General features: G+C 69.6%; 13 protein-coding genes and 2 pseudogenes. 9 read left to right on the forward strand and 6 right to left on the reverse strand.

Translation table 11 applies throughout. From position 1 onward, the window contains the following. Positions 1 to 254 precede the first annotated feature (254 nt). Entirely contained in the window at positions 255 to 416 is a 162-nt protein-coding gene (locus RMN56_RS29485; RefSeq protein ID WP_313721116.1) for a hypothetical protein, read from the forward strand. Here RMN56_RS29485 and RMN56_RS29490 read toward each other — a convergent pair. Next, positions 413 to 1147, reverse strand: coding sequence for an SDR family oxidoreductase (locus tag RMN56_RS29490; RefSeq protein ID WP_376787341.1), 735 nt, complete (start codon positions 1145 to 1147; stop codon positions 413 to 415). The two genes, RMN56_RS29485 and RMN56_RS29490, sit on opposite strands and share 4 nt — an antisense overlap. A 96-nt stretch (positions 1148 to 1243) precedes the next feature. After that, on the reverse strand, positions 1244 to 2617 hold the full coding sequence (locus RMN56_RS29495) for a peroxidase family protein (RefSeq protein WP_313721118.1): 1374 nt from the start codon (positions 2615 to 2617) through the stop codon (positions 1244 to 1246). A 597-nt stretch (positions 2618 to 3214) separates the two neighbouring features. Here RMN56_RS29495 and RMN56_RS29500 point away from each other — a divergent pair. Further along, positions 3215 to 3826: a TMEM175 family protein gene (locus RMN56_RS29500; protein WP_313721119.1), complete on the forward strand. Its 612-nt coding sequence runs from the start codon at positions 3215 to 3217 to the stop codon at positions 3824 to 3826. A 364-nt stretch (positions 3827 to 4190) separates the two neighbouring features. Here RMN56_RS29500 and RMN56_RS29505 read toward each other — a convergent pair whose 3' ends face one another. Further along, complete coding sequence (locus RMN56_RS29505) at positions 4191 to 5120, reverse strand: NADP-dependent oxidoreductase (protein ID WP_313721120.1); 930 nt, start codon at positions 5118 to 5120, stop codon at positions 4191 to 4193. A gap of 50 nt (positions 5121 to 5170) precedes the next feature. On the opposite strand from RMN56_RS29505, the gene RMN56_RS29510 reads away from it, so the two are divergent. Both RMN56_RS29510 and RMN56_RS32895 read left to right on the forward strand, forming a co-directional pair. Beyond that, positions 5171 to 5815, forward strand: a complete 645-nt coding sequence (locus RMN56_RS29510) for a TetR/AcrR family transcriptional regulator (protein WP_313721121.1) — start codon at positions 5171 to 5173, stop codon at positions 5813 to 5815. A gap of 149 nt (positions 5816 to 5964) precedes the next feature. Beyond that, positions 5965 to 6102, forward strand: a pseudogene (locus RMN56_RS32895) (IS701 family transposase); the annotation flags it as partial. 140 nt (positions 6103 to 6242) lie between these two features. Here the strand turns inward: RMN56_RS32895 and RMN56_RS29520 are convergent. After that, a pseudogene (locus RMN56_RS29520) lies at positions 6243 to 6447 on the reverse strand (ATP-binding protein); the annotation flags it as partial. Positions 6448 to 6536: 89 nt separating this feature from the next. On the opposite strand from RMN56_RS29520, the gene RMN56_RS29525 reads away from it, so the two are divergent. Next, on the forward strand, positions 6537 to 8330 hold the full coding sequence (locus RMN56_RS29525; protein WP_313721122.1) for a thiamine pyrophosphate-requiring protein: 1794 nt from the start codon (positions 6537 to 6539) through the stop codon (positions 8328 to 8330). Positions 8331 to 8417: 87 nt separating this feature from the next. Continuing rightward, a complete protein-coding gene (locus RMN56_RS29530) occupies positions 8418 to 8927 on the forward strand; it encodes an HPP family protein (RefSeq protein ID WP_313721123.1) in 510 nt (169 codons plus the stop codon). A gap of 89 nt (positions 8928 to 9016) precedes the next feature. On the opposite strand, the gene RMN56_RS29535 is transcribed toward RMN56_RS29530, so the two are convergent. After that, positions 9017 to 9463, reverse strand: a complete 447-nt coding sequence (locus RMN56_RS29535) for a hypothetical protein (protein WP_313721124.1) — start codon at positions 9461 to 9463, stop codon at positions 9017 to 9019. A 329-nt stretch (positions 9464 to 9792) separates the two neighbouring features. On the opposite strand from RMN56_RS29535, the gene RMN56_RS29540 reads away from it, so the two are divergent. From RMN56_RS29540 to RMN56_RS29550, 3 genes are all read left to right on the forward strand, one after another. Continuing rightward, positions 9793 to 10509 (forward strand): GAF and ANTAR domain-containing protein, encoded by a 717-nt coding sequence (locus tag RMN56_RS29540; protein ID WP_313721125.1) that lies wholly within the window; start codon positions 9793 to 9795, stop codon positions 10507 to 10509. A gap of 120 nt (positions 10510 to 10629) precedes the next feature. Beyond that, positions 10630 to 10863: an LLM class oxidoreductase gene (locus tag RMN56_RS29545; RefSeq protein ID WP_313721126.1), complete on the forward strand. Its 234-nt coding sequence runs from the start codon at positions 10630 to 10632 to the stop codon at positions 10861 to 10863. A gap of 203 nt (positions 10864 to 11066) precedes the next feature. Beyond that, positions 11067 to 11474, forward strand: coding sequence for a four-helix bundle copper-binding protein (locus RMN56_RS29550; RefSeq protein WP_313721127.1), 408 nt, complete (start codon positions 11067 to 11069; stop codon positions 11472 to 11474). Positions 11475 to 11809: 335 nt separating this feature from the next. On the opposite strand, the gene RMN56_RS29555 is transcribed toward RMN56_RS29550, so the two are convergent. Then, on the reverse strand, positions 11810 to 12583 hold the full coding sequence (locus tag RMN56_RS29555; RefSeq protein WP_313721128.1) for a matrixin family metalloprotease: 774 nt from the start codon (positions 12581 to 12583) through the stop codon (positions 11810 to 11812). Between the last annotated feature and the right edge of the window lie 429 nt (positions 12584 to 13012).

Here is a 13012-nt window from a genome sequence, read left to right on the forward strand (position 1 = left end):
GACCGCGGCCCGGCGAGGCATCGGGTATCAGTAGCCGATGGATCTCGCCGAGCACAGCGGCGTTGTCTCGATCGTGCAGAGCCCCAGGCAATAGGCGGCGTCACCGGCCCCGTCCGCAGTGGAATCCGAGCTCGGCCCGCCACCCGCGCGGGTCAGGCCGTCTCGCGCGCAGCCCGTTCGATGAACGACGCCGCCGCTGCTGAATGCGAGGTGAACACCGTGTGCGAGGCGCCCCTGACGCTGGGCTTGGTGCCGTGGGCGCGTTCGGCCATGAAGGGCTGGGCCTGGGCCGGAATGTTCCTGCGGGCAGCGGGTTCAGCACCATGAAGTCGTGGCAGAGGCCCTCGTACCGCATGGTGGTGGTCGCTACGCCGGCGGCGCGCCGCTTCGTCGCGTACGCCGATCTCGGCGACTAGCGGGTCAGCCAGTCGCGGTAGGTGGTCGTCGCGAGGACTGCGCCCTCCGGGGCGATCAGGACATCGCCGGGCACCGCGGCGAACATGCCGGCGGCCGGGTCGAGGACGACGATGCGCTTGTCGCCCTTGGCGGCCAGCGCGACCCGACCCCACTCGTCGAGCATGAAGACCTCGGGACCGGCCACGTTCCGGATGCCCCGCAGCGGCGCGCCCACGGCGACCTCGGCCACCGCCTTCGCGACGTCGGCCGACGCCATCGGCTGCACCGGCGTGCCGGGCAGCCGCACCGTGTCGCCGTCGGCGGTCCAGGACAGGATCGCGTCGGCGAACTCGAAGAACTGGGTGGCGCGGACGATCGAGTATGGCACCGGGCCAGCCTTCAGAATCTCCTCCTGCAGCACCTTGGCGCGGTAGTAAGCGAGGTCCGGCACCCGGTCCACGCCGACGATCGACAGGATCACGGCGTGGCCGACGCCCGCGCGCTGCGCGGCCGCCAGCAGATTTTCCATCGTCGAGCGGAAGAAGTCGGCCGACGCCTCGTCGAACGTCGGCGAGTTCGTCAGATTCAGCACGACGTCGGCGCCCTTGAGCCCGGCGTCGAGGCCTTCGCCGGTGAGCAGGTCCACGCCGTTCGACGGAGACAGCGGCACCGCCTCGTGCCCCTCGGCCTGAAGGATCTTGACGACCTGCGACCCGATGAGCCCGGTACCACCCAGTACGGCGATTTTCATTTCTCTGACACCTCTGTCTTGGTCGGGAGGCCGGGCGTTCACCCGGCTACGCCAGTTATGACCGGACAGCACCGCCGGTTGTGACTAGGGTGCATGTCACACACAGGACGCAGGCCGCTGAAGGGCGAGCAGGTCGGTCAGGCCGAAGCGTGCTCCCGCGGCGGGCAGGGTCGGCTCCCAGTCCGGTTCCAGGCTCAGGTAGCTTGCCGGGTCGGCGCGGAGCAGTCCGATCAGGACCTCCGCCACGATCCGGCCGCCGACTGGGCCGAGCCGGTCGCCGCCACCGCGGTGCTCGGCCTCCTTGAGGATGTAGAACCACAGCGGAGTGCCGTGCGGCCAGGCCTGCCCCAACTCGTCGAGGGTCAGCGGCGCCGCGCCAACCAGCCGGGCGACTGCCTCGCCGCTGGGCAGCCCGGTGGTTCCGCCGCGCAGCAGGTCGCGTACCGCTAGCGAGCGGTAGGCGGCAGTGTCGACCACGCCGGTGACTCGCTCGGGCAGGCCGATGAGGCTGGCGGCGAGGCGACCGTCGAGGCGTTTGGCGCGCTGCGCCGGTGGGTGGCCGGGAACATCGAAGATCTGCGCCAGATCCAGGCGCCGCCCGGCGGGCAGCGGGCCGAACCCGACCAGATCGGGGAAGAGCGGCACCGCGGGACCGCCGTCGACGAGCCGGTAGGTGTGCCGGATCTGGCCGTGGCCGTAGCGGAAGGCCGCGTCGGCGAACTCCAGCGGAATGTAGGCCTGCCCCGGCGGTGGCGCGAACGACCGGCCGCCCTCGGCGAGCACCTGCTCGACCAGGCTCTCCCCGACAAGCCTGGACAGGAAGTCATGGACCACGATCCACTGGTAGTGCCAGGTGAGTGTGACCCGCGCCCGGTCGAAGACGTCGGCCTCGGGCACCCCGCCCTCGCGCAGCAGGTCGACCACGTGGTTGTGCGCGTGCAGCAGCGCGACGTGCAGACTTAGCGCGAACAGATGCACGTCGTTGCGCGGATCGCCAATCAGGGCCACGCCCTGCCGGTTGCGCGGCACGTCGCCGCCGTCCTCGCCGAGCAGGAACTTCGCCGGGTCGCCCACGTCGAACAGGTACGGCGAACCGATCGGGCCGTCCGAGTACATGATCTCCAGGTTGAGCTTCGGGGAGCGCGCGTTGCGCAGCGCCCCGGGGTCGACGCCGCCGGTGATGGATGAGCGGTCAGCGGTGATGTCGTGGGCGATCAGCTGGCCGAAGAAGGGCCACCCGGCGGCCTCGGTGGCGTCGTCGCCGTCCCGGTTCAACTGGTCCAGGACCGGGGCGGCGTCGCAGATCCCGCCGTCGCCACCCGCACGCACCAGCAGCCCGGGGTCGGTGCCCAGCGGGCCGAGGCCCGGGAACATACGTCCGTAGCGGGCCGCCCCGGCGGGCCGGTCCACGGCGCGCACCAGGCTGAGGCAATGGTCGCGGGCGGCCACCCGGCTACCGCTTTCAGGCATCTCGATCTCCGTATCGTTCGGCCGGCCGTGAGCCGTCCGTCCTCCAGGGCCGCGCCAGCGCCGAGAAGGCCGCGGAGGTCCGCCTCCTCGCGCTAGGCATCCGCCGGATCGAACAACCCGTCGATCGACACAGCGAGGGCGACGTCCGTCAACTCTCCCCTGACAGTGCGCTCGAGCCTGGACAAGAAGGCGTCATCGCTGGCCGGGAATTTCCTCTTCTCCACCCGGTACGCGGGTGAACACCAGCAAAGACAAGGCAGCCCCGCGACCTGTGACACGCCGGCCGAGGTGTCTCAGGACACGTACGGGAGATGCGCTGTCACCACCCGCCCCGCTGTCCGGCCTCATGAAGTGAGCGGCTTCCGGCACACGACGCCCACGCATCGGTCCGAGCTCGTGTCGACGGGTTCGGGCACCCACAGCCCAATCTGGGTCCGGCAACGCTGCCGCCGCCTGTCACAGATTCCACGGCTGCCCGGTCCTGGACGGTGACGAAACAGAACCGCAGCCGCGATCCTCCGCCGGCCACCACCAACAAGGACAGAACATGACAGCATCGGATAAAGGGACCGCTAAAGAGGAAGGGACGACAGAGCGGTGAGGACCGGTCGACTCGAAGCCTTCAGCGATGGCGTGCTCGCCATCATCATCACGATCATGGTGCTCGAACTGAAGGTGCCGGAGGACCACAGCCTCAGCGGCCTTCTTCACACGACCGGCGTCGGGCTGCTGACCTATCTCCTCAGCTTCGTCTATGTGGGCATCTACTGGAACAACCACCATCACATGTTCCAGCTGGTGAGGCAGGTCAGCGGCGGGGTGCTGTGGGCGAACCTGGCACTGCTGTTCTGCCTGTCGCTGTTCCCGTTCACGACAGCCTGGATGGACGAGTCGAGGTTCGAGCCGACCCCGGTCGTCATTTACGGCTTGAATCTGCTCGCCGCGGCCATCGCATACTTCGTGCTCCAAGTCGTGATCATCCGGCGGCAGGGACCGGACTCGCCGCTGAGGCGGGCCGTCGGCAGTGACCTCAAGGGCAAGCTCTCCCCCGCGCTCTACCTCGTCGGGACACTCAGCGCCCTGGCGATCGACCGGGGCCGCATCGGCGTCTGGACTGCCCTGACGTGCTTCGTCGCCGCGGCGATCGTCTGGATCATTCCCGACCCCCGCATTGACCGGGTAGTCCGCCAGCACGAGACCGCAGACTGAGGCGAGAGATGACCGGGTCTGTCGCACTGCCCGGACTCGTGGTCCGGTTTCCAGGAGGCGTGATGGCTGCCGAACGGGCAGACGCCCCCGCTCGAAACCGCCAAGCGATCCTGCGGGCCACGGAGGAACTGCTCGCCGAGCACGCGACCCGCATCCACGTCGCGATCGACAACGGTCCGCCGCCCCTCGGCCCTGGCGCACCACCTCACGACCGGATGCTCGAGTTTGTCGACGAACTAGGACCGCCCGCCCAACGGCGGGCGGTCCCGTCCTCCGAACGACGACGATCATCGGGAGAGTGCAACCTTCGACTGCCCAATCGGAATTGGCTGTCAATCTGGGTCCACGGCACGGCTGGGGCACGCTACGGCTTCAGCACGATCTTTCCTCGCGCGTGGCGGGACTCACTCAACTCGTGGGCAACGGCCGCCTCTTCCAGGGAAAACACGGCAGCGACCGGCACCGTGAAGCACCCCCGCTCGGCGAGGTCGCCCGCGGCGGCGATTCCTTCGAGAGACGGTGAGTCCGCGCCGGGACCAGAGCCGCGCGACAGGTGCACGCCGTACGCCGCGGCGTTGATGTCTGCGATGCTCACCACCCTGTCCGGGTCTGCGACCAGGCGGACCAGGTCGGGTATAGAGCCAGAGCCGGCACAATCGAGTACGGCATCTACTCCGCCTGGCATCAGAGCGTCGACCCGCTCGACCAGCCCGGGGCCGTAGGTGGTCGGGATCGCCCCGAGCGAGGCGAGGAAGCCATGGTTGCGGTCGCTGGCCGTGCCGATCACGGCCGCGCCGCGAGCGACCGCGAGTTGGATCGCGGTCGTACCGACCCCGCCAGCCGCACCCTCGATCAACAGCGTGGTGCCCTCTTTCACGCCCAGTCGGTCGAGCACGCGCGTGGCCGTCTCGATGTTGGCGGCCGCACCGCCGGCCTGTTCCCAGCTCAAGGCGGCCGGCTTCGGTGCCCACGCGGCCAGGACGGCGTATTCGGCGTTCGCTCCGCCCATCTGGGCGTAGTCCGTGATCCCGAAAACCTCATCGCCTACCCGAACCGTGGTCACTCCGTCACCGACCTCATCCACCACGCCGGCTGCGTCGACGCCGGGCACGTGCGGCAGGCGGAGCGGAATCCATTCCTGGAATCGGCCGGCGCGGACGTACGTGTCGGCCGGATTGACACCCGAGGCCCGAACCGCCACCCGGATCTGTCCCGGTCCGGCGTGCGGTTCCGGTGCCTCCGAGACCTCAAGCACACTCGCGGGACCATACTTGGAAAATTGCAGAGCCCTCATGCGCAGGGACGCTAACGCACCCTGCTGTCCACCTCGCTGAAGTGAGAGCAGTGACCGATCCTTTGCCTCACACCCTTCGCTCCGACGCCCTAGACAACCGCGAGCGCATCCTCGATGCCGCCCGCGCGGCCTTCACGGTTGAAGGTCTTGACGTGCCGATGCGGGAGGTCGCACGGCGCGCCGGGGTTGCTCCGGCCACCCTGTACCGCCGATTTCCGACCAAGGAGATGTTGGTCACCGAAGCATTCGCAGAGCAGATGTACGCGTGTCGCGCCGTCGTCGACGAGGGTCTCGCCCATCCAGATCCGTGGCACGGCTTCTGTCTCGTCATAGAAAAAATGTGTGAACTGAACGCCCGCGATGGGGGCTTTACCGCCGCTCTCACCTCGACGTTTCCCAATGCCGTAGATTTCGACGCGCGCCGCGAATACGCTCTCAGGTCGATCGCCGAATTGGCCCGCCGCGCCAAGGAAGCCGGCCGTCTGCGCCCCGACTTCGCCCTGGACGACGTCATCCTCGTGCTCATGGCCAACAGCGGTATCCACGCGTCCTCGCCGACTGCCAAGGTCACCGCCTCCCGGCGCTTCGCCGCGCTCGCCATCCAGGCATTCCAGGCCAGCCCGGATGCCTCGCCGCTCCCGCCCGTGGCGCGGCTGGCGCCTCCGGCATCAGTATCCCGCGGCCAAGCGGGCTAGTACTCCAGCCGCACTTCCGTTCGCGGTGTTTGCGCAGCTAGGACCGCAGATGCGGATCAGGCGTCAGCGTACATGATCGTCCATCGTAGACTGCCGCATTTGTGGCGGTGGACGATCTTTCGGGGTGGGCGGTAGGTCTGGATGACCTGATGGCGCGGATCGCTGGCCGGTTTCGGCGGGTGGAGCCACGTCGGCGGGCCCGGGCGTATGTGCTGGGCCTGTTGTCGCCGCTGGCCGGTAAGAATGGCTGGACCCTGGCCGAGGCGGCCGGGGAGAACACACCATCACCACCGATGAGGCCTGGGTGCCGGATGCGTGCACCCTGCCGACCGCCGAACGGCCGCTACGGCTCGCCGAGTGTCAACGCCGCCTGAATCCTGACCATCGTGTTCCGGCTGAACTTTGACCACCCCGGTCTTGTTGATCTTTAGTCGTTGGTCTTGGTGGCTTGCGGGGACGCGGCCGAGGTCGCGGTCTTTGAGTCGGTAGCTGTCGCCCTTCATCGAGATGACCTCGGCGTAGTGGACGAGGCGGTCGATCATGGCTGCGGCGACGACGTCTTCGCCGAAGACTTCGCCCCAGCGGCCGAAGGGCTTGTTGCTGGTGACGATCAGCGAAGCTGCGGCAAGGCGAGGAACCGGAAGAGGTGCTGTCTGTGCGGTTCGGCGCGTCGGGTCGGGGTACGGCCCCATGCTGGAAGGGTCGAGGCAAGGAGGCGGCGGTGGCGGACGCGACGGTGGCGGACCTGGTGGTGGCCCGGCTGGCCGACTGGGGCGTCGACCGGGTCTTCGGCTATTCCGGGGACGGTATCGACGGGGTGATGGGGGCGCTGCGCCGCGCCGGTCGGCCGGAGTTCGTGCAGGCCCGGCACGAGGAGACGGCCGCGTTCATGGCCTGCGGCCACGCCAAGTACACCGGCGGGCTGGGGGTGTGCCTCTCCACCCAGGGGCCCGGCGCGGTCCACCTCCTCAACGGCCTCTACGACGCCCGGTTGGACTCCCAGCCGGTGCTCGCGCTCGTCGGGCAGCAGGTGACCTCGGTGCTGGGCAGCGGCTACCAGCAGGAGATCGACCTGGTGCGCCTCTACGGCGACGTGTGCGCCCAGTTCGTGCAGACCGCGTACGCGCCCGAGCAGCTGCCGATGCTGCTCGACCGGGCGATCCGCACGGCCCTGGCGACCCGCAGCCCGACCTGCGTGGTCCTGCCGCACGACGTGCAGACCGCCCCGGCGCCCGACCTCAGCGCCCACCAGCACGGGGTCATGGTGACCAACCCCGGATTGCCGGTGCCCGAGCTGCGCCCCCGCGCCGATGACCTTCGGGCTGCCGCCGAGCTGCTCGACGCCGGGCAGCGGGTGGCCATCCTGGTCGGGCAGGGCGCCCGCGCCGCCGCCGGTGAGGTGGTCGAGCTGGCCGAGGCGCTCGGTGCCGGGGTGACGGCGTCGCTGCTGGGCAAGCCGGTGCTGGACGAGTCGCTGCCGTTCCACACCGGTGTGATGGGACACCTGGGCAGCACCGCCAGCAGCGTCCTCATGAGCGAGTGCGACACCCTGCTCATCGTCGGCAGCAACGACCCCTGGTCGGAGTTCTACCCCGCTCCCGGACGGGCCCGGGCGGTGCAGATCGACATCGACGGCCGGCGCCTGGGCGTGCGCTACCCGGTGGAGGTCCCGCTGCTCGGCGACGCCGCCGAAACCATCCGCGCCCTGCTGCCGTTGCTCACGCCCCGGTCCGACCGGAGCTGGCGGCAGCGGATCGAGGGCGAGGTGGACCGGTGGCGGGACATCGCCCGGCAGCGGGCCACCGCCGAGGCCGAGCCGCTCAACCCGCAGTACGTCCTGCACGCCCTCACCGACCGGCTGCCCGGCGACGCGCAGGTGTCGGTGGACGTCGGGTCGGTGACCTACTGGTACGCGCGGCACCTGCGGCTGCCCGTGGGCGTCGACGCGCACCTGTCCAGCACCCTGGCCTCGATGGGCTCGGCCATGCCGTACGGGCTGGCCGCGAAACTCGCCGCCCCGCACCGCCCGGTGGTGGCCCTCGCCGGCGACGGGGCCATGCAGATGAACGGCCTGGCTGAGCTGCTCACCGTGGCCCAGCGGTGGCGGGGCTGGGCGGACCCGCGGTTCGTGGTGCTGGTGCTGCACAACCGCGATCTGGCCGAGGTCAGCTGGGAGCAGCGGGAGATGGAAGGCGACCCCCGCTTCGTCGACTCCCAGCGCCTGCCCGACGCCCCGTACGCCCGCTGGGCCGAGCTGCTGGGCCTGCACGGCGTCCGGGTCACCACGCCGGCCGATGTCGACGCCGCCTGGGACCGGGCCCTGTCGGCGGACCGGCCGACGCTGATCGAGGCGATGGTGGATCCGGCGATCCCGCTGCTGCCGCCGGCACAGCCGTACCAGAAGGTCGAGACGATGTACCAGGCGCTCGGCCGAGAGGACACCGACCTGGGCCGGCGGGCACTGGCACACCTGCGCCGCGAACGGGCCACCGAGGGCTTCGACGACCCGCAGTGATCGCGGGCAGGTGTGGCGATTCGAATCGGGAAGACGTATCGCCGAGTCGACCGGTACGGGCGGGGAACGAGAGGGAGGGAGAGCGTCATGGGGCAGGCCAGGCAGTCGGCGCACGCCTTCACCGGCAGCGCCGTGGCGGTGGTGGTCGCCGGGGTGGTCGCGCTGGTCACGCATCAGCCGTGGCTGTTCCCCAGCCTGGGGCCAGCGGTAATGCTGCACGTGGAGAAACCCGACTCGCCGGAGTCGTCACCGCGGAACACGCTCATCGGACACGGGGTGGCCCTGCTGGCCGGGTACGGGTTCCTGGTGGCCTGCGGGCTGACCGGGCACCCCTCGGTGCTGCAGGAGGGGGTGAGCGTACCGCGGATCATCGCGGCGGCCGGGTCACTGGCAGTGACCGCGCTGGTGCTGGTGCTGCTGAGGGCGTCGCATCCGCCGGCTGGCGCGACGACCCTGCTCGTGAGCCTGGGTCTGCTGCGTACCCCGACCCAGTTGCTCGTCGCGGCCGGCGCGGTGGTGCTGCTCACGATCGTCGACTGGCTGTACGGGCGGGCGTCAGGCCGACCGATGCCCCTGTGGGCGGCACCCGAGCAGTGATCGGCAGGAGGGCCTGACCCCGATCGGCATCGGCCCCGGTGAAGGGGTACAGGACCTTCAGCCGACCGGCTCGTCGCTCACCGGCGATGTCATCGCAGCGATTTCAGTGCGACGGCGGTGACCGTGCCGTAGGCCAGATGGGGGACGAGGTCGGTGACCCAGTCGCCAGCGGACCAGGATCGGGGGTCGGTGACCTTCAGGGCGGTCATCGGGGCGTTGGAGGCGATCATCGCCAGCCCGGTCAGCGCCAACGCCGACACCGCGGTGGGCAGCCGACGCCCTCCCGCTGCGGCGTACATGCCCGCGGCGGCCACGGAGGTGGCGTAGCCGAGCAGCGGTCCGAGCCCGGACTTCCGGTTACCGCTCGTCTGCTGGTCGCCGAGGTTGACGTGGGCCAGGTCGGCGAGGCGGGCGACGCTGTCCTCGCCGGCGCTGCTGGCCGGCCGGGCCCGGACCGCCATGTCCAGGTAGGTGACGGCGTTCAACGCGGACGCGCCGGCCGCGCCGGCGATCAAAGCTCTGCTGGTCGGCGTCATCCTCGGCTGCTACCCACCTTCCCGCCGACGACACCGAACCCCGCCCTGCACATCCTCCGGCCGCAGCCGCGCCGGACCGGCACAAGCCGCTCAGCCCGCCCCTTTCACTCTGTCGCCCCCAGCTTTCGACAGGAGCGGGGAGTATCCTGGCGGACCTGTAGTTCACATCCGCCGTTTCGGGTGTGGCGAATCGGCGTCGAGCATCCGGCGTTGGTCCCGGCTCTGCCCCGGTGGGTCCGTGCAGCGGTCCGCGACGCGCGGGCCGCCATCCGCGCCCCACCCCGGTTCTGGTTCTGCGACGGGCGCGCCAGCCGTGAGGACCGCGTGCCATGCCCCCTCCGCCCACGGATCCCGCTGATGCCTTCGCCGAACTCGGCCGCATCAAGCTCGGCGAGGTCGGCCTCGACGACGTCCTGCAACGCGTCGCCGAACTCGCCAAACGCGCTTCGCCCACGCCGGTGGAGGTGTCGGTCACGCTCGTCCGTAACAACATCGGACACACGGCGGCGTTCACCGACGACCTGGCCCGCGACATGGACGAACGGCAGTACGCCCAGGGACGCGGACCCTGCCTGGACGCCGCCGCCAGCGGCGACGTCCTGCCCGTGCCCGACCTGACCGCCGACGACCGCTGGCCGGACTGGGCCGAACGCGGCGCGAAGGCGGGAGTGGGCAGTTCCGTGTCCATCGGCCTGCCGATCCAGGACGCGGTCGTCGGCGCGCTCAACGTCTACGCCCGCACCCCGCACGCCTTCGACGACGACACAGTCGCAGTCCTGGAAACCTTCGCCGCGTACGCCGCCGTCGCCCTGGCCAACGCCCAGCTCTACGACAGCACCGCCACCCTCGCCCGGCAGATGCAGGAGGCGATGGCCAGCCGCGCGGTCATCGAACAGGCCAAAGGCATCATCATGGCCGAACGCCGCTGCACCCCCACCGAGGCGTTCAACGTCCTCGCGAAGGTGTCACAGGACTCCAACCGCAAGGTCCGCGACGTGGCACAGGCCCTCGTCGACCGGGCCGCCGGAAAACAGTCCACGTCCTGACCCTGTGTCGCTTTCCGGGCTCCGGTTGCGTGCCTACAAGTCACGGCCTTTGTCCCTGTTTCGGAGTCTGCGAACCCGACCTGGCAGGCCAGCCGGTGGGCCCGCACCGGGTGGAAGGTGATGAGCGATCTGGTCAACCCGGTCAACTTCGACGCCGCCTCCCGCGCCCTCACCGAGGACGACAGTCGGCAGCAGTTCACCATTGGCCCGAGCCCGACGTCCACGTCACGGCGGTGCAGAAGTACGCCGACCCGGCTTCGAACACTGGTGTTGCAGAACGCGGGGCCGGACGCCGACGGCTTCCTCGACTTCTACCGCGGCACCCTCGCCGACCGCCTCCGCACGCTCGGCTGATCAGAGTGCGAGCGTCCTCCCCGTCTCGCCGATCCGCATCAGTCATCGTCCCGCCCCCGGCAGTCACGCCTGCCCGATTGCTTCGGATCGGTTGGCCGTGGATGACTCCCGCTGGTCTTGCTGCTAGGCCACCCACGTCCCACCCGGTGTGTGTCGGCAGTCTTCGGGTAGCGCAGGGGGAACCGAGCGAGAGGACCTGCCCGATGCCGAGCACCACGATGCCGATGCTGGAGACGTACCCGAAGTCGATCAACCTCGACCGGGCGAAGCTGGCGGCGGCGATTGACGCCCTCAACGACTGCGCTCAGGCCTGCACCGCATGCGCCGATGCGTGCCTGAGCGAGGACATGGTCGCCGATTTGACCAAGTGTGTCCGGACGAACCTGGACTGCGCCGACATCTGCACGACCACCGCCCGGGTGGTGTCCCGGCACACCGGCTACGACGCGAACATCAGCCGCACCCTGCTGGAGGCGTGCGCCACGGCGTGCAAGGCGTGCGGGGACGAGTGCGCACGTCACGCCGACAAGCACGAGCACTGCCGAGTCTGCGCCGACGCGTGCCGCGCCTGCGAACGGGCCTGCCGGGACCTACTGGCAACCATCAGCTGAGCAGCCCCGCGTAAATTTGCCGCTTGCGTTCGGACCTGTTCGAGTGAACACCGGATCGGCGGCGGAGGGTGGGGTGCTGAGCGGCGCCACGAACACGCGGGGCAGAGTCAGGGCCGACCCGACCAGGAAGCGGCCATGACGCAGAGCGCCGCGTGGGACGGCCGACGAGCCAACTTCCTGGAGTTGTTCTTCGACCTCCACGATGATCGCCCGCCACCACCTCCACCGGTGCCACCCGAGCGGCGCTGAGGATTGGTCTTCAGGTGCATCAGGCAACGCTCCCCCAGCGCCGGCGAGGGGCCCGGCCGAATCTGGCCGGGCCCCTACGCGACAGCTCAGTAGTAACGTTCCAACAGGTTGAAGTCGTCGGCGTTCGGATACCGTTGCGAGCTGCGGTACGCGTACACGCAGCTACCGGTCGACGTGTTGTGGTCCAGGCCCAGCACGTGCCCGAGTTCGTGGCAGGCGGTGTTCCAGTGCTCGGCCTCGGTCCCGCTGTAGTAGGTGTTCAGCTTGACCGTCGCACCGGTGTAGTAGGTTTCCGCGGCGTTGAGAGTCCGGCTCGTCAGCCCCGTCCAGCCGGAGCCGTAGTTTCCGCTGTAGACATGGACACAGTGGATCCCGCCGCCCGGGCAGCCAGAGCTCGGAATGCGGTACACCGAGTCGATGCCGGAGGTCTCGTTCCACTTGGTCACCGCGCGGCCGACCGGCCACGCTGATCCCGAGTGGTCGATGAAGTAGATCTGCGGCCGCGCGTAGCCGTTGTACGCCCAGCGGACGAAGCACGTCGCCGACGATGGCCAGGTCCGGGCGGTCCCGGACGAGCAGGCCGCGGCGAGCGTCGTCATCGCGGGTTCGTCGGCGACTTTGACGTTCGGCACCCCCCGTGCCGTCAGCCGCGCAGCCAGATCCTTCGCGGTGACACCCGGCGCCGGCGTGTAGGCGGTTTCGGTGATCGTGCCGTCGCGGTTCTTCTGCACCGAGACCACCACCCCGTCCCGGCCAGGCGCCGGCGGGGCGGCCACGGCCTGCGCGGTGGAGGTGAGGGCGACAACGATGGTGCTTGCGGCAGCGAGGAGGACCGCGCCGATGGATCGACCTGTTCTCACATGAACTCCCCCATGTCGAGCTGTACGCACGGACGGGTGCGCCGTGAACCGACCCTGCCAGACGACATGAGGCAGATCAATATGCCGGTCGATATTTGCCCGCGACTGTAACTGCGGACCGTGTGCTGCCGCCATGTGATCCGTAGAGTCCCGAGACCACTCCGCAGCCGCCCGGCAAGGCCCGCGTCGCCTTGGTCGCCGCGCTCTCGGCCGCGTTGCTACATCGCTGACGTCGCGGGCCTCCAGCCGCTGGCCAGTGCAGACACCGAGCTGACTCAACGGGACCGTGTTCAGCGAATGGGAAGAACGGGTCAGGCGGGGCGGCAGGTCATGTGCGTGTGCCAGTTGGTGATCCAGGTCTGCTCCCCGTCCACGGAGAACGCCTGCTCCCAGTGGGCGCTGTTCTCCGTGATCTCCGACCAGATGAAG

This window comes from Micromonospora halotolerans, assembly GCF_032108445.1.
Lineage (GTDB): Bacteria > Actinomycetota > Actinomycetes > Mycobacteriales > Micromonosporaceae > Micromonospora > Micromonospora halotolerans.